14 protein-coding genes are annotated in these 17,030 nt (G+C 37.7%); 11 read left to right on the top strand and 3 right to left on the bottom strand.

Annotated features, from left to right (window positions below):
• The first annotated feature begins 116 nt into the window (after positions 1–116).
• Positions 117–1,697, top strand: coding sequence for a glutamate--cysteine ligase (gene gshA, locus DBO93_RS15635; RefSeq protein ID WP_108457173.1), 1,581 nt, complete (start codon positions 117–119; stop codon positions 1,695–1,697).
• Between the two features lie 564 nt (positions 1,698–2,261).
• Entirely contained in the window at positions 2,262–2,885 is a 624-nt protein-coding gene (locus DBO93_RS15630; RefSeq protein ID WP_108457172.1) for a hypothetical protein, read from the top strand.
• Between the two features lie 975 nt (positions 2,886–3,860).
• Here the strand turns inward: DBO93_RS15630 and DBO93_RS15625 are convergent.
• Together DBO93_RS15625 and ccsA are read right to left on the bottom strand one after the other, a co-directional pair.
• On the bottom strand, positions 3,861–5,138 hold the full coding sequence (locus DBO93_RS15625; protein WP_108457171.1) for an HlyC/CorC family transporter: 1,278 nt from the start codon (positions 5,136–5,138) through the stop codon (positions 3,861–3,863).
• Between the two features lie 186 nt (positions 5,139–5,324).
• Positions 5,325–6,020 (bottom strand): cytochrome c biogenesis protein CcsA, encoded by a 696-nt coding sequence (ccsA, locus tag DBO93_RS15620; RefSeq protein WP_239059016.1) that lies wholly within the window; start codon positions 6,018–6,020, stop codon positions 5,325–5,327.
• A gap of 346 nt (positions 6,021–6,366) precedes the next feature.
• On the opposite strand from ccsA, the gene ffh reads away from it, so the two are divergent.
• A complete protein-coding gene (gene ffh / locus DBO93_RS15615; protein ID WP_108457170.1) occupies positions 6,367–7,749 on the top strand; it encodes a signal recognition particle protein in 1,383 nt (460 codons plus the stop codon).
• Positions 7,750–7,878: 129 nt separating this feature from the next.
• Here the strand turns inward: ffh and DBO93_RS15610 are convergent, their stop codons facing one another.
• A complete protein-coding gene (locus DBO93_RS15610) occupies positions 7,879–8,859 on the bottom strand; it encodes a DMT family transporter (protein WP_108457169.1) in 981 nt (326 codons plus the stop codon).
• Between the two features lie 245 nt (positions 8,860–9,104).
• On the opposite strand from DBO93_RS15610, the gene rpsP reads away from it, so the two are divergent.
• The 8 genes from rpsP (at position 9,105) to tyrA (ending at position 16,988) form a co-directional block, all read left to right on the top strand.
• Positions 9,105–9,353, top strand: a complete 249-nt coding sequence (gene rpsP / locus DBO93_RS15605) for a 30S ribosomal protein S16 (RefSeq protein ID WP_077286254.1) — start codon at positions 9,105–9,107, stop codon at positions 9,351–9,353.
• A 38-nt stretch (positions 9,354–9,391) separates the two neighbouring features.
• On the top strand, positions 9,392–9,913 hold the full coding sequence (gene rimM / locus DBO93_RS15600; protein WP_108457882.1) for a ribosome maturation factor RimM: 522 nt from the start codon (positions 9,392–9,394) through the stop codon (positions 9,911–9,913).
• Positions 9,914–9,956: 43 nt separating this feature from the next.
• Positions 9,957–10,766: a tRNA (guanosine(37)-N1)-methyltransferase TrmD gene (gene trmD, locus DBO93_RS15595; RefSeq protein ID WP_108457881.1), complete on the top strand. Its 810-nt coding sequence runs from the start codon at positions 9,957–9,959 to the stop codon at positions 10,764–10,766.
• A 9-nt stretch (positions 10,767–10,775) separates the two neighbouring features.
• Positions 10,776–11,132 carry a 50S ribosomal protein L19 gene (rplS, locus tag DBO93_RS15590; RefSeq protein ID WP_239059215.1) on the top strand — a complete coding sequence of 119 codons (357 nt, stop codon included), beginning with the start codon at positions 10,776–10,778 and terminating at the stop codon, positions 11,130–11,132.
• Positions 11,133–11,440: 308 nt separating this feature from the next.
• Entirely contained in the window at positions 11,441–12,202 is a 762-nt protein-coding gene (locus tag DBO93_RS15585; RefSeq protein ID WP_108457168.1) for a hypothetical protein, read from the top strand.
• Positions 12,203–12,479: 277 nt separating this feature from the next.
• Entirely contained in the window at positions 12,480–14,423 is a 1,944-nt protein-coding gene (acs, locus tag DBO93_RS15580) for an acetate--CoA ligase (protein WP_108457167.1), read from the top strand.
• Between the two features lie 323 nt (positions 14,424–14,746).
• Positions 14,747–15,817, top strand: coding sequence for a 3-deoxy-7-phosphoheptulonate synthase (locus DBO93_RS15575; RefSeq protein ID WP_108457880.1), 1,071 nt, complete (start codon positions 14,747–14,749; stop codon positions 15,815–15,817).
• Between the two features lie 28 nt (positions 15,818–15,845).
• Entirely contained in the window at positions 15,846–16,988 is a 1,143-nt protein-coding gene (gene tyrA, locus DBO93_RS15570; protein WP_108457166.1) for a bifunctional chorismate mutase/prephenate dehydrogenase, read from the top strand.
• Positions 16,989–17,030: the final 42 nt, after the last annotated feature.

Here is a 17,030-nt window from a genome sequence, read left to right as displayed (position 1 = left end):
TTTTTTGATTCGTTATTATGCAAATTTAGTTAATAATAAATCACGGTAGCCATTGAAAATTAACATTTCACCCTTAAATAACAGTTACTCGCTGGCGTAACGCATCAGGAACTATTTTGACATTATCACTAAACGAATATATCTCGGCTTTTACCGAACCAAAGCATCAATCTTCTTTAAGCCAATTTGGTCGAGGTATAGAACGTGAAGCACTTCGAGTGCTGCCACAAGGACGTTTGTCTGAACGCGGTCACAGTGAACGATTAGGCGCTGCGCTAACACATCCTAATATTACAACAGACTACTCAGAAACACTGATGGAGTTTATTACGCCTGTTAGCCATAAACCTGAAACAGTTATTGCCCAATTAGAAGATGTACAAAAATTTACCTTAAGTCAGCTTGATGGCGAGTTACTGTGGCCGATGAGCATGCCTTGTTTTGTTGATGATGACGATAAAATACCTTTAGCCCAATTTGGTAAATCTAATGTTGGTAAAATGAAAACCGTATATCGCCAAGGCTTGAAAAATCGCTATGGCAGTATGATGCAGGTTATTTCAGGTATACATTTTAACTTTTCATTCCCAAAAAGCTTTTTCCAATCAATGCAAAAAATTGAACAAAATAGTGATGTACTTGATGATTACATCTCTGATAAATATTTTGCATTACTGAGAAACTACAAACGCTTTTGTTGGCTTATTCCATACTTATACGGAAGTTCTCCCGCTATTTGTGGTTCATTTTTAAAAAATAAACCTACAGATTTACCGTTTAAAAAAACCGGTAAAGGCTATTTGTATCTAGAACATGCAACGTCTTTACGTATGAGCGATTTAGGTTATACCAATAGCGAACAATCTTCGTTGCAAATTTGTTATAACAACCTTTCGGGTTATTTAGATGGGGTAAAAAATGCCATTAATTTACCCTCAAAGAAATTCGAAAAAATTGGCATTAAAGTCGATGGCAAATACCAACAACTTAACAGTAATGTTTTACAAATTGAAAATGAATTGTATGCACCTGTTCGACCTAAGTGTGTTGCGAAACCTGGCGAGAAACCATCTGAAGCCTTGAGAAATAGAGGCGTTGAATATATTGAAGTTAGAGCGCTTGATGTTAATCCATTTTCAGCAACAGGTATTACTACTGAACAAGTGAGATTTTTAGATGTTTTTCTTACTTTTTGTATGCTTGAACCTAGCTCGATACTTGATTGTAAATCACAAGAAATTACCGAAGAAAACATGGACGCTATTGTGATACGCGGACGTGATCCAACGTTATTGCTGCGTGACACCTCGGGTGAAAACGCCATAGAAAAATCTGTTAAACAATGGGGCAATGAAATTTTCGCTAAATTAGCGAGTGTAGCAACGTTGTTAGATGAAGCAAATGACAGTCATTTATACACTCAAGTGCTTGCAAATGAAGCGGCTAAAATTAATGACGCTAGTTTAACGCCTTCAGCTCAAATTTTATCTGCTGTTGTTAACGATAATCAATCTTTAACGCAAATGGCACTTAAAAAGGCAACAGATTATCGCCAACAACTTTTAGGTAATGACTACCAAGCATTTAATGAGGAATACTTTATTAAATCAGTCGCAGACTCACTGAATAAACAAGCTGAAATAGAGCAAAGTGATAACGTTGATTTTGATACTTTCCTACAAAATTATTTTTCCTGATTAAGCTTAATTCTATTCAGGTTTGTGCTGATAAAGCAGGAATATCTATTAGATAAATAGCAGGCAAAAAAAAAGCGCGTTAAGGTAACGCGCTGGAAATAATAAGAAAGCAGTCCAGGGAGGTTTCGCTTTCATGTATTATGACCAACCAAATTGGTCGTAGTTCATTATTTATACGAATAATTTTTTTTCTGTTAATTTTCGATGCAATAAACGCCTCCCCATTAAATACTTATCACTCTTCTTTTATATCTAATTTACTGATTTAAAAATAAAATACTTATTTACATTGCTAGGTGTGTTTTTAAAGCCAGACGCTTCAAATAAAAAACATTATCGGTTTAAAAGGCTAACGATAAAGAAAGTGCGACTCAGGAAAATAAAGTAATTAATTTCCAGTCAATGGTGTAACTAAATACTAAAGTTATTGGTGTTGTTAACTGTCCTAAAAAAGTAAGGTAAAAAATCTTGCGATATAAAAGTTGAATATTTGATGACATTATCATGATAAATAACAAATATTCTGGCATGATATTAACAATTCAACACTAAGTAACCGCGTTCATGACTTTTTTCAAAACTTTCATTATTTCTGCGTTAGCCTGTATAACCTTATCGAGTTGTGCGACAAGTCCACCAAAAAATCCTGAAAACCTCTGCGAAATATTTCGAGAACATAGAGGATGGTACTTTGCTGCAAAAGATATGCGCGAGAGATGGGGAGTACCTATTCATGTTCCTATGAGTATGATGTATCAAGAAAGCTCATTTAAAGCGGGTGCTCTGCCTCCTAGAGATTATTTACTCGGGTTTATTCCATGGGGTCGAGTGAGTACCGCCTATGGCTACTCACAGGCAAAAACTATGACTTGGGAAGATTACACCAGAGAAACAGATAACTCAGGTGCGGATCGTGATGATTTTGACGATGCAATGGACTTTATGGGTTGGTTTATTTATAAAACTCAAAAAATTAATAAAGTATCTAAATGGGACGCTTACAGCCAATATTTAAACTATCATGAGGGCTGGGGTGGTTTTAAGCGTAAAACATATAAGAAAAAAGCTTGGTTAACTAAGGTTGCCCGAAAGGTAGATAGCCGTGCTAAACGTTATTCTAGCCAGCTAAAAAGTTGTGAAAAAGAGCTTGATCATGGCTGGTTATGGCGCTTATTCTTTGAGGACTAGCGCTTTATATTTAGCTTTATGAGAGGCATGCCAGTTAATACCTCTCATTTTATATGCTTTCTTAAGCTCCTTACTTTTTGACACTTCCTCGCTGTTGGCTCTTCCTTACAACCTATAATCAATATCTGCTCTTTGGCTAAGTCTTAATTTTCTATATTCTAAATAACTTATCAGTACCACGCATTTATAAATTAATTACTGCACTTATTACTACTTCTGTTGAACCCCTGTTACATATGACATCCAATATGTATCAGCAAATGCAAACTTCAAAGGCAGGCACTTTGATAATCGTTTGACCCAATGGATGTTTCCAAAATCAGTAATTTCTAATGGTAATTTAAAGCCAGTATTAGAGTAATTATTACTGCATAGTTCTTGCCAAAGTTGATAAAAAAAACATTATTTTTTGGGGAATCAACGTGAATAAGGGCTAGCAAATATGCAACATAAATTTAATAAAAAACTTCCTTTTTTTACTAAAAATTGATTGCAAAATACAAAGTCGCTTTCCAATAGGGCTTGCAATTGTTATCCACAGAAATTGTGGAAACTTAATCCCCTGATCTAAAGCTGTGTATAACTTTGTTATTAACTTCCCATCAAATTATTTCTATCCACAATAAAACATTTACTGTTTGACATTATGCTTTCAGTGCCAAGCTTACGATCAGGCTGTACACTGTTTTGAATGCCTTATTAGAGAATAGAGAACTGATACTTTTTAGGCTGTTTTAAGGCAGGCTGCATCACCTTTCGATTAATCATAGGAGTAGTTATACGAATAACCCTAACAAAGCCGCTGCTTTTGTATTGCTAGCAAAAAATATCAGCTAGCTTTATGACTAATCAGGAGCAGTATTAAAACTGTTAGAGATGCTAAGGAGGTGTTTCTGCTGCAGGTGTGAATAAAAAAAAGACAGCGCTGATACTAAATCAGAACTGTCCTTTATAGAGATAAGTAACGCAATATTATTATGAATTAATACCGTCATAGAAATCGGGTAAAATTCTAACTGTTTTGATCATATTGTCTTTAACTTCGATAATCTCAAGCGGATAACCAGATATTCTTACGCTTAGATTCGCCTCAGGAATATCTTCAAGGTATTCTAATATTAAGCCATTTATAGTTTTTGGCCCGTCAGTAGGAAAGCTCCAGGTCATTTCTTTATTCACGTCGCGTACGGTTGCGCTACCATCAACTAAATAACTGCCATCAGGTTGAATGTTAACTTCGTCACTGGTGGTAGGTGTCATAGTGGTAGTAAAGTCACCCACTATCTCTTCCAGTATATCTTCTAAGGTGACTAAACCTTGAATATCACCATATTCATCTACAACTAAACCAAGACGCTCTTTCGCATGTTGAAACTTTAATAGTTGCACATTAAGTGGTGTACCCTCAGGTATAAAGTAAATTTCTCGCACAGCACGCAGTAAGGTTGCTTTGGTAAATTGTTCTTTCGATACGAGACGTAAAGCATCACGCACATGAACATAACCCACAACATCGTCAATGTTGTCACGATATAGTAATACTCGAGTATGATTTGACTGAGTGAGTTGCTTTTGAATACGTTTCCATTCGTTATTGATATCAATGCCGACGAGTTCATTACGAGGGATCATAATATCTTCAACAGTCACATTTTCTAAATCAAGAATACCGACTAACATATCTTGATCTTTTGACTTTAATAACGCGCCAGACTCATTAACCACTGTACGTAATTCTTCAGAGCTCAAGCTGTGTTGCTCTCTTTGCTCAGAGCTTATGCCTAATATGGCTAATATGCCATTGGTGATCCAATTTACCGCAATAACGAAAGGGTAGAGCAGCTTTAGCAGTATCGTTAGAATAAATGAGCTTGGAAAAGCGACTTTTTCTGGATACAAAGCCGCTAAGGTTTTTGGTGTGATTTCGGCAAATATTAATATAACGAGTGTGAGTAATAACCCAGAGTAAAAAACTCCAGCATCGCCATATAAACGTTGTGCAATAATACCCGTGATAAGGGTCGCAAAGATATTGACCAGATTATTACCAATTAATATCAAGCCAATTAATTTATCAGGTTTAGCAAGTAACTTACTTACCCGTTTTGCGCCACGGTGATGTTGTTTTTCTAAGTGTTTTAATCGATATCGGTTGATCGACATCATGCCCGTTTCAGAGCCTGAGAAATAGGCTGATATAAATATGAGAATGCCGAGCACGACAAACAGCATATCGGTAGAGATGTTATCCAAAAGGGATCCTATATATTAATGATAATAAGTATTACAGCGCCAGAGCGGAAAAGTAATACAAAGTTAACTTATACGCTAAAATTTATAATAAGAGAAATTCTTTCACAAATCGGCTACCAAAATAAGCCAATGTAAGTAAAAAGGTCGCAATGACCGTTAATGTTAGAACGCGCTGACCACGCCAGCCTAATTTAAAATGCCCCATAAGGTGACGAAATAAATTACACAGGCGATTAATGATAAAATTGTTTTATGCGCGTTTTCTTTTGAAATCATACCGTCGAGAAATATAAAACCAATAACTTGGCTCAGTAATAAACAAATACTACCCATTAACAAAATAATAAATAACTGTTGTTCTACTTGCATTAAGGGAGGTAAATGATGAACTGCTTGGAAGTTTTTACTCTTTAATTTGGTATTAATATAAGCAACTTGAAAGGCATATAGTGTCGCTATTACAAGGATACAATACGCAATAAGTGCTAGCGTAATGTGGCTTAGCATGGCGATTTTATCTGAAACAATTTCTAAATTACTCACCGGTGAGATAAAAATCATGCTGAGCTGCCAAAGGCCAGCAAAGCCATAAATACCCGGTAATAATAAATTCACCTTAAAACGCAATGCAACAGCTGAAATAACAAGAGTAATAATTAAACTGACTAAAGAGACGACATTAGGCAATGAGAAGTTAAGGTGGTTGTGAGAATTTAAAAACTGAGAACTGCTTAAAACATGAAAAATAATCGCTAAAGAAGCAAAAATTAAGGTAATAATGATATTCGGGCCTTTCGGGTGAAACAAGCGAGATAAAATTGATATCGTCGCTACGCTGTAACAAACAAAGGCAGTAAATGCAGTGATACTTGAAAATTCCACAAAATGCTCCGAAAAAATGAAAAACTGTTTATCCGCTAGTTTACATAGCGATTCTAGCAGAATAGCTATCAGACACCATAACTATTGTTTATTTTATATCAACAGTTTAAGTCGTTGTGTAATCGTTAAGTAGAACAGGTGATATGTGTTCACCGAACCCATAATAGGTAGCCGGAATATCAGCAGTTTATCATAAAATTTTGCAGTGATATTAACCGATATATCTGTTTTATACTTTCTTTATAGCTTAGTGATTACTTTAAAAGCATAACTTCTACTTTCGCTAATTAATTGTACGGGTATAATAGAGCTAATTTTTTGCGCAAAGTTAATATTTGAGTCCTTTATGTTTGAGAATCTTTCCGATCGTTTAACGAAATCACTAAAAAATATCAGTGGCCGTGGTCGTCTAACTGACGACAATATAAAAGACACTTTACGTGAAGTGCGAATGGCATTGCTAGAAGCTGATGTCGCCTTACCGGTTATTCGCGAGTTTGTTGCTAAAGTCAAAGAGAGTGCTGTAGGGCAAGATGTTTCTAAAAGTTTAACGCCAGGGCAAGTTTTCGTAAAAATAGTTCAAAAAGAACTTGAATCGGCAATGGGTGAAGTGAATGAAGCCCTTAACTTAAAAACTGCACCACCAGCTGTTGTCTTGATGGCGGGTTTACAAGGGGCGGGTAAAACTACCTCTGTTGCTAAACTAGCTAAATTTTTAACCGTGCGTGAAAAGAAAAAAGTATTAGTCGTTAGTGCTGACGTTTATCGTCCAGCAGCAATAAAACAACTTGAAATGTTGGCCACTGAAATTAATGTGGGTTTCTTTCCAAGTGATATTAAGCAAAAGCCCATTGATATTGCCAATGCTGCAATTGACCACGCAAAGAAAAACTTTTTTGATGTGGTAATTGTGGATACCGCCGGTCGTTTGCACATTGACGGCGAAATGATGGCTGAAATTCAGCAATTACATGCCGCTATTAACCCAATCGAAACCCTTTTCACGGTTGACGCCATGACAGGACAAGATGCTGCCAATACTGCTAAAGCATTTAATGATGCCTTACCATTAACGGGTATTATCTTAACCAAAACTGATGGTGATGCTCGCGGTGGCGCAGCATTATCTATTCGCCATATTACTGGCAAGCCAATCAAGTTTATGGGTGTTGGTGAGAAAATTGAAGCCCTAGAGCCTTTTCATCCAGACAGAATAGCTTCACGCATATTAGGGATGGGTGATGTACTGTCTTTAATTGAAGAAGTAGAACAAAAAGTTGATCGTAAGCAAGCCGAAAAGCTAGCTAAAAAAGTTAAGAGTGGTAAAGGTTTTGATTTAGAAGACTTTCGTGACCAACTCGTACAAATGAAAAGTATGGGCGGCATGATGGGTTTAATGGATAAGTTACCTGGTATGGGTAATATGTCAGAACAAGTAAAAGGGCAAATGGATGATAAAGTCACTATCCGCATGGAAGCGATGATTAATTCTATGACCAAAGCTGAACGTCAACGTCCTGAACTGATCAAAGGCTCACGTAAACGTCGTATTGCTGCAGGTTCAGGCACGCAAATACAAGATGTAAATAAGTTATTGAAACAATTTACTCAAATGCAAAAAATGATGAAAAAAATGTCAGGTAAAGGCGGCATGCAAAAAATGATGCGCTCAATGAAGGGCATGATGCCACCAGGTGGCGGAATGGGCGGTGGTATGTTTGGCCGTTAATTTAATCGCCATTGATTTTTTTAACATAAAAAAGGTAGCTAATAGCTACCTTTTTACATTCTGTCGGTTTAATTTAATTATTTGAATGCATGTTTATCGGTTTCAGTGCATACCTAAATAATAGCTGATCTAAACGCAATTATTTTTAAACCCTAAATAGTGTTTCACCATGTTTATATTTTTTCTATTCAGTATTCTGTCACCAAGTGCGGTTAACATTGAGCCACAAACAACCAAACCCGCGCCAATATAAGCGAGTATATTTAGATGCTGTGCTTGGAAAGTGTTTGGCCAAACTTGCTCTGCGATAGAAGCAAAAACAACAGTCAGTAGTGGTGTTATGGCTAAAGTCGCGCTGACTTTTGCCGTTGGCAAATATTCTAATGACTTAGCAAAAGTGCCATAGGCTATTAACGTGTTTGCGCAGCAAAATAATAACAAGAGCAAAGCCGTATTATCTAATGACGTTATTTGTGAAGGACTGGCTAACGGTAAAAAGAACACTGAGCTTAATAAGTAAATGCACCACATAATTTGGTTTGAGCTGTAATATCCCAACATCTGCTTTTGAATGATTGCATAAGCAGCCCAAGTGACTGCCGCGCCAAACATGATCATAAAGCCAAATAAAAAGTCACTATTATCAAGGCCCGTATGATTAATAAACTGCTGATTAAAAAACAGCACCAGACCGGAAATAAGCACCAAAGAACCCACCATTTGGCCACGGCTAAAATGTTCTTTCAAGACAACAACACTGCCAAGTAACATGAAGAAAGGGGCCATTTGAATTAGCATTTGTGCGGTTTCTGCTGGTATATAATGCAATGAAATCAGATATAAAATGTAGTTTAAGCTCAGCAGTATGGCTGCAAATAACAGTTGTTTCATTCTACTAACACTTTTTAGCGCTGAGCTGGGGATCTTATTTTTGGCACATAACAATAAGGTGACGAAAAAGGCGGCGAACACAAAACGATACCAAGTAATGGTATAAGCATCCATCAGTAACAAAACAGATTTTAGCGCCAGCGGTAAAATTCCCCACATAATTGCCGTGATCATGGCTAGCGTTAATCCTTTTGCACTATTATTTACGAGTTGAGTCATCGTTTATCCAGTCAGAAAAGACAAATTACAGCGCAAATGATGTGCGCTTAGTTACTAAAGTGTGGGTGTTGAACTATATAGTTATATTGATTGTTACGGTACTAATTTGCGAAATAATTCATCTAATACTCGCTTTAGGTTGCTTTGTCAGCAGAAAAGCGTAAAATACGCGAGCTTTTCTGTCGCTGAGGCGATGGAAATGTCTGGAAAATTCGTTTTAACACTTAAATTATATAGAGGACGATATGGTTACCATTCGTTTAGCTCGTGGCGGCGCAAAGAAGCGTCCATTCTATCAGGTTGTTGTTGCAGATAGCCGTAACTCTCGCGATGGTCGATTCATCGAGAAAGTTGGTTTCTTCAACCCTACAGCGCAAGGTCAAGCGGAAAAATTACGTTTAGACCTAGACCGTGTCAACCATTGGGTTGGTCAAGGTGCAACTGTATCTGATCGTGTGGCCAAATTAGTTAAAGATGCTCAAAAAGCAGCTTAATTAACTTTGGTAGGTTTTAGGAGTTTGTTGTGGAAGTAATAGGTAAAGATGTCACTTTAGGTAAAGTAGGCGCAGTCTACGGTATCAAAGGTTGGTTGAAAATTCATTCATTCACAGATGACCAAGAAGCCATACTAGACTATTTTCCTTGGTCTTTAAAATTAGGAAATAAAGTTCAATCAGTAGAAATTACCGATTGGCGCAAACATAACAATGGTCTTGTTGTTAAAGTTGCAGGTATTGATGATCGTGATATAGCCCAAAAGCTAGTTGGATCAGAAATATTTGTTAGCGAAGATGCGTTATCAGACTTACCCGAGGGTGAGTTTTATTGGCGTGATCTAATCGGCATGGCAGTAGTTACTGACAAAGGCTACGACCTTGGTCATGTTTCCGACATAATGGAAACAGGCGCTAACGACGTACTGGTTGTTAAAGCTAATCTGAAAGATGGCTTTGGGAAGAAAGAAAGGTTAATCCCTTACTTAATGGACCAAGTTATACTTTCGATCAGCGCTGAAGATAAACAAATTTGTGTTGACTGGGACCCAGGTTTCTAACTTGAGTAATAGTGTATCAACAAACAAGCTTAGCAATAAGAAAATCTGGATTGGGGTGATAAGCCTTTTTCCTGAGATGTTTGACGCAATTACTGAGTATGGGGTGACAGGCCGAGCGATTCGTAATGGCTTAATTGAGTTTCACACGTGGAACCCAAGAGAGTTTACACATGATAAACATCGTACTGTGGACGACCGACCTTACGGCGGCGGACCAGGGATGCTTATGATGGTGCAACCATTACGTGATGCTATTCAAGCTGCAAGAAAAGCTGCAGACGAAGATAGCAGCCCTGAACTTATTAAAGCAAAGGGTAAAGCGAAGGTTATTTATTTGTCGCCGCAAGGACGGAAATTGGACCAAGCTGGTGTACGCGAATTAGCACAGCATGACCGACTGATATTTATAGCAGGACGTTATGAAGGCATAGACGAGCGACTAATTGAGTCAGAAATTGACGAAGAATGGTCGGTTGGAGATTACGTATTAAGTGGTGGGGAATTACCTGCTATGAACGTAATTGATGCCGTAGCACGCTTTGTGCCCGGAGTATTAGGACATCAACAATCAGCTGAGCAGGATTCATTTTCTGACGGTTTATTGGATTGTCCACATTACACTAGGCCAGAGGTTATGGACGTTTCGGATAACGAGGCAAAGTCTGTTCCCAAAGTGTTATTAAGTGGTAATCACGAACATATTAGGCAATGGCGCCAATATCAGTCTTTAGAAAGAACGTGGACTAGAAGACCAGAACTTTTAACTAACCTAGCTCTGACAGCAGAGCAGCAAAAAATGTTAACAGCTATAAAAGCTGATAACAATAATGCTACTGATGACTGTGAAACCTAGGAAGAAGGTATTATGAGTAATATTATTAAGCAGCTTGAAGCTGAGCAAATGAAAAAAGATGTACCAGCATATTGCCCGGGCGATACTGTTGTTGTACAAGTAAAAGTTACAGAAGGTGATAAATCACGTCTTCAAGCATTTGAAGGTGTTGTAATTGCTATTAAAAACCGCGGCATCAATTCTGCATTCACTGTTCGTAAAATCTCGAACGGTGTTGGTGTAGAGCGTGTATTCCAGACACATAGCCCAATCGTTGATTCAATTGAAATCAAACGTCGCGGTGATGTACGTCAAGCTAAGCTTTACTATCTTCGTGAGCGTTCAGGTAAATCTGCACGTATCAAAGAGAAATTGGGCAAAAGATAATTCCTCTTTTATTAGAGCAATATCTGCTAATTTTTTAGTAAAGAAAGATGATGAGAAAAACCTGTTTGGGAAACCAAACAGGTTTTTTTGTGACTTTTTTTTGATAACAGTGACTTATCTGACAATAAATAAACACTAGTACCTCTGGTTTTACCAGATGGTAAATCAATGTAACTTATGACTTTTACTTATAAAAAATAGAATAATAATTGCAAGTGTAACTAAATATGTGTAAGTTTGTAACCGAAATGTTAATGGATTAATTTTTTCTAAAAATAACTTAAAATAATAACTTAGGAAATCCATTAATGCGCAGTTTGCAATTATTTAAAAACATCCTTATTACAACTCTATTGATATCTTCTTGGTCATCTTCCGCATCGATTATACAACGTGATTACATTGAGAAAGGTGATGGTGGAATTACTTATGATGATGTTAGTGGCTACGAATGGCTTGATTTAACGTATACGAGAACATTAAGTTTTGAGAAATACCAAGAGGTTTTAGCTCGCACTACAGAAGGGTGGGAGTTTGCTGACACTCAACATGTCGTCGATTTATTTGCGCAGTTTACACTCACGGATGAAGTTAATGATGAATACGGTACAGCAACTCCTGTTCATATAACGCCTAAATCGGTATCAGATCCGTCATACCTAGCTTATTACTATTATAGCCCTCAAACTTCAGCGTTTAATGATCTTGTTGAAGACCTAACAATATTAGGCGAAACTTTGAGTATCGGTACACAAAAAGATGATGTTAAATTTTATGGTGTTAGAGGCTATGTTGATACTGGTATTAAAGGTGAAACTAGTCAATTTATGGCTTACAAAAATGAAAGAGTTGGTGTAGCTTCCTTAGGTGATTTCAGAGGTAAACCCATTGGTAATAGATATGAATCGTTTTTTACATATCGTTTAGCGCAAGCTGAGAATAATTTCGACGTGCTAGGCATACGTGCTGCCAATGTTGATTTTCCTGCCATACCTGTTTCTGAACCGGCTACATTTGGAATGTTTTCCATGATGCTATCTATATTAGTTTTTCGACGTTCTAAACGATAAATCTATAAAAGAGTTAAGGTCTTAATATGAATACTGAGGCCTTAACTATAATTTAACCTCTATTTTTCAGTCCCTCTATTCCTACCATTGCAATTTCTATATTCTTTAGTCTGTTAAAAATATCTGATAGAAAACTCAACAATATCAGACTTTAGTAGGGTATTCTGACGCATAAACTTACGTTATTATGACTGTAAGAGACCTGACAGTCAGTTGATAGCAACTCTAGTTTTATCTGTCAGCAAGTCATCAGATATTTAGTTCAAAAGGATTAATAATGCAAAAACTTAAAAGCCATTATCCAGTATTAGCACAGGCAAAAGCCCATACTTACATTGATGCAGAAAAATACGATGTAATGTATAAGCAGTCAATTGAACAGCCTGATGTTTTTTGGGCAGAACAAGCTGAAGAGTTTCTTGATTGGTATAAACCTTGGGACAGTGTGTCAGATGTAGACTTGAAAACTGCGGATATTAAATGGTTTTCTGGTGGTAAATTAAATGTTAGCTATAACTGTATTGACCGACACTTAGTCAGTAAAGCTGACGAAACTGCCATTATTTGGGAAGGCGACGACCCGAGTGAAGATAAAAAAATAACTTATCAAGAATTGCATGATCATGTGTGTCGCTTTGCTAATTTACTAAAAGCACGCGGCGTGAAAAAAGGTGATCGTGTGTGTATATATATGCCGATGATCCCCGAAATTGGTTATGCCATGTTAGCCTGTGCGCGCATAGGTGCCGTTCATTCTGTGGTATTTGGTGGTTTTTCAACTGAAGCTATTCGTTCTCGTATTATCGATGCTGACTGTAAGGTTGTTGTTACTTCGGATGAAAGCCTCCGTGGTGGTCGTGTTATTCCGTTGAAAGTAAATGTTGATGCGGCCGTTGCCGACTGTCCAAATGTTCATTCCGTGATTGTAGTACAGCGCACTGGCGGAGACGTGGCTTGGAACAACAAAATTGATGTCAATTATCAAGAAGAAGTCGCCAAGCTACCAGCAGCATGTGAACCCGAAATCATGGATGCTGAAGATCCGCTGTTCATCTTATATACCTCAGGTTCAACAGGGACACCTAAAGGTGTTTTGCATACTTGTGGTGGTTATTTACTTTATGCCGCAATGACTCATAAATATGTTTTCGACTACAAAGAAGGTGAAATATATTGGTGTACGGCAGATGCAGGTTGGATAACTGGTCATTCTTATATTTTTTACGGACCATTAGCTAATGGCGCGACAACCTTAGTATTCGAAGGTGTACCTACTTACCCTGATGCTGGCCGATTTTGGCAAGTGTGTGATAAACATCAAGTTAATATATTTTATACCGCCCCAACAGCTATTCGTGCACTGATGAGTGTTGGTGATAGCTTTGTTGAGAAAGCAGATTTGTCATCGTTACGTTTACTGGGCACTGTTGGCGAACCAATTAACCCTGAAGCATGGCATTGGTATTATGAAGTCGTCGGTAAAAATAATTGTCCTATTGTTGATACGTGGTGGCAAACAGAAACTGGCGGCATTTTAATTACATCACTGCCAGGTGCGGTTGATATGAAACCAGGTGCTGCAGGCAAACCATTTTTTGGTGTTAAACCGGCATTATTTGATAAAGACGGCAATACCTTGGAAGGTGCTAACCAAGGTTTATTAATGGTAACCGGAAGTTGGCCGGGGCAATTACGTAGTGTTTATGGCGATCATGAGCGTTTCTATCAAACATACTTAAGCCAATATCCTGGAAATTACTTTACTGGTGATGGTGCAAGAAGAGATGAAGACGGCTTTTATTGGATCACCGGGCGTGTTGATGATGTTTTAAACGTTTCTGGTCATCGATTAGGTACGGCTGAAATTGAAAGTGCATTAGTGCTGCACCCTGCTGTTGCTGAAGCTGCGGTAGTAGGTTATCCGCACGAAATTAAGGGACAAGGCGTTTACGCTTATGTCACCTTAATGAATAACGCGACAGAGTCTGAAGAGTTATTAAAAGAATTGACAGAATTTGTAGCTAAAGAATTAGGTCGCTTTGCTAAACCGGATTACATTCAATATGCACCGGGATTACCTAAAACACGTTCAGGAAAAATTATGCGACGAATTTTGCGTAAAATTGCCGAAAACGATCTTGATACTTTAGGGGATACTTCAACCTTGGCAGATCCTGCAGTAGTGGAGCACTTGGTCAATAATCGCATTGTACATAGCTAGCCACTAATCTTATTTGAGATAAAAGCGCCGAGAGGCGCTTTTTTTTGTTCTATATTTAACAATAGGGCTGTACCCAGATAAATTATAGTGTAATATAAACGGTACGAATTAAGTAAACTTAAATTTACAGCTGAAAGGGTTTGGAAAGTGCACATTCTGCAAGATCTATATTATTACCTCCCATACTTTATCTAGTCGCTTTTATGCGGCCTAGTTATTAGCAGGCAATAGCTGCTAACCGAAAATTTTACTTAACGATTCAACTTAACAACTTACATTTATTGCTACATATTCAGGAAAGAACCATGTCAAACGTAACCGAAATACCTAAAAGCAGATTGAACGATATTCATGTGAATGCCGAAGACGTCTTGATTACTCCTAATGCTTTACGAGAAGAATTACCTTTACCTGAAGCTGGACGGGTTTTCGTTAAAAACGCTCGAAATATTATTGCTAATATCATTCACAAAAAAGATCATCGATTATTAGTTATTTCTGGTCCATGCTCTGTTCATGACTTAGATGGTGCAAAAGCTTATGCAAGAAAATTAAAAGCCTTGCACGATAAATATCAAGACAGTTTATACATAGTAATGCGCGTGTACTTTGAAAAACCACGTACAACTGTTGGTTGGAAAGGGCTGATTAATGATCCGCATATGGATGGCTCATTTGACGTAGAAAGCGGTTTACGAAAAGCCCGAGAGTTACTCATTTATCTTACTGAGCTAGGCTTGCCTTTAGCAACTGAAGCACTAGATCCTATTAGCCCACAATACTTGGCTGAATTGTTCAGCTGGTCGGCAATTGGCGCTAGAACCACAGAATCACAAACTCATCGTGAGATGGCTAGTGGTCTATCAATGCCAATTGGCTTTAAAAATGGTACGTCTGGCGGCTTAGGTGTTGCAATTAATGCTTTACAGTCTGCAGCATCTTCACATCGTTTTATGGGCATAAATCGTTTGGGACAAGTTGCTTTAATTAAAACATCGGGTAACCCAGATGGTCATGTAATTTTACGTGGCGGAAAAAAACCAAATTACGATGCTGAAAATGTAGCCTTGTGTGAAGCTGAGCTTGCAAAGCAGGATTTAGAGCCTGGTATAGTCGTCGATTGTTCTCATGGAAATTCGAATAAAGATTACCGCCGACAACCTATTGTAGCGGATAATGTTTTTGATCAAATTTGTGCTGGCAACAAAACAATTATTGGTATTATGTTAGAGAGTAATATTAACGAAGGTAATCAAAGTTCAGATTTACCATTTAATGAGCTTAAATATGGTGTTTCGGTAACTGATGCTTGCATTGATTTTGAAACCACTGAGCAGCTTATCGCCTCAGCGAGTGCTAAGCTTGAAACTGCTTTAAAGAATCGTATCGTTTAATTATTATTGTATAGGAATAGTCTTGGTAATGAGCAATGAACTTACATTTGAACAGCAACTAGGTGGGTTGCGTGACGAAATTGATGAAATAGATAGTCAACTCGTTGCGTTGCTAGCTAAACGCCGTGCTGTTACCACGAAAGTTGGATTACTTAAAAGCGCGGTAGGTATGCCAATTTTTGCACCTGAGCGTGAAGCCAATTTATTAAAGATTCGTCGTGAGCAAGCTATAGAAGCTGGATTATCACCCGAGTTAATAGAAGATATTCTTCGTCGCTTAATGCAAGATTCTTATATTAGCCAAGATGCCAGTGGCTATCGTTGTGTAAATCCTGATTGCAAAAAAGTGGTTATTATTGGGGGTGAAGGGCAATTAGGACGAATATTTGTCGATTTATTTAAACGCTCTCATTATCAAGTTGAAACTTTAGAACAAGATGACTGGCCAAACAGTGCTCAAATACTAGCAGATGCAGGCTTAGTCATTGTAGCGGTGCCTATTCGATTAACCGCTTCGGTAATTCAAAAGTTAGGCGCTTTACCTAAATCATGTATTTTGGCCGACGTTACCAGTGTTAAAGAAGCGCCATTGTATGAAATGATGAAAGTGCATACCGGTCCTGTAGTTGGCTTACATCCAATGTTTGGACCCGATGTAACCGGTTTAGTAAAACAAACTATTATCGCTTGTGAAGGACGTTTTGAAGATCAATATCATTGGCTTCTCGAGCAATTTAGAGTCTGGGGAGCTAAAATTCACCCAGTCGAAGCACATACGCATGATCAAGCGATGTCTATGGTGCAAGTTATGCGACATTTTTCGACGATTGCTTATGGTTATCACTTAATGGCTGAAGGCGCAGATATCGCTCAATTGGTAGAAATGAGCTCTCCTATTTATCGCTTAGAGTTGATCATGGTTGGGCGTTTATTTGCCCAAAATCCAATACTTTACACAGATATTATTTTTGCTAATCAGGATAATATTGCTATGATGAAACGCTTCGCTTATCGATTTCTAGAGTTGCTGGAAGATGTGCAACTAAATGATAAAGATGCTTTCACTAAAATGTTCTCACAAGTTGCTGATTGGTTTGGCGATTATGCTGATGTTTTTATGCAGGAAAGCAAAGTGATGTTAACAAAAGCAGATCAGCTTAAAAAACACTAAACAAATTATAGGGATGTAGCTGTGATAATAATTACAGCTAGC

This window comes from Colwellia sp. Arc7-D, from assembly GCF_003061515.1.
Classification (GTDB): Bacteria; Pseudomonadota; Gammaproteobacteria; order Enterobacterales; family Alteromonadaceae; genus Cognaticolwellia.
Note: the sequence above shows the minus strand (reverse complement) of the source record. Positions and strands in the feature narration are given on the sequence as shown.

Coding starts and splice junctions, on each gene's coding strand:
- DBO93_RS15630 (WP_108457172.1), top strand. CDS start 2,262: ATGACTTTTTTCAAAACTTTCATTATTTCTGCGTTAGCCTGTATAACC.
- ffh (WP_108457170.1), top strand. CDS start 6,367: ATGTTTGAGAATCTTTCCGATCGTTTAACGAAATCACTAAAAAATATC.
- DBO93_RS15610 (WP_108457169.1), bottom strand. CDS start 8,859: ATGACTCAACTCGTAAATAATAGTGCAAAAGGATTAACGCTAGCCATG.
- rpsP (WP_077286254.1), top strand. CDS start 9,105: ATGGTTACCATTCGTTTAGCTCGTGGCGGCGCAAAGAAGCGTCCATTC.
- DBO93_RS15585 (WP_108457168.1), top strand. CDS start 11,441: ATGCGCAGTTTGCAATTATTTAAAAACATCCTTATTACAACTCTATTG.
- acs (WP_108457167.1), top strand. CDS start 12,480: ATGCAAAAACTTAAAAGCCATTATCCAGTATTAGCACAGGCAAAAGCC.
- tyrA (WP_108457166.1), top strand. CDS start 15,846: ATGAGCAATGAACTTACATTTGAACAGCAACTAGGTGGGTTGCGTGAC.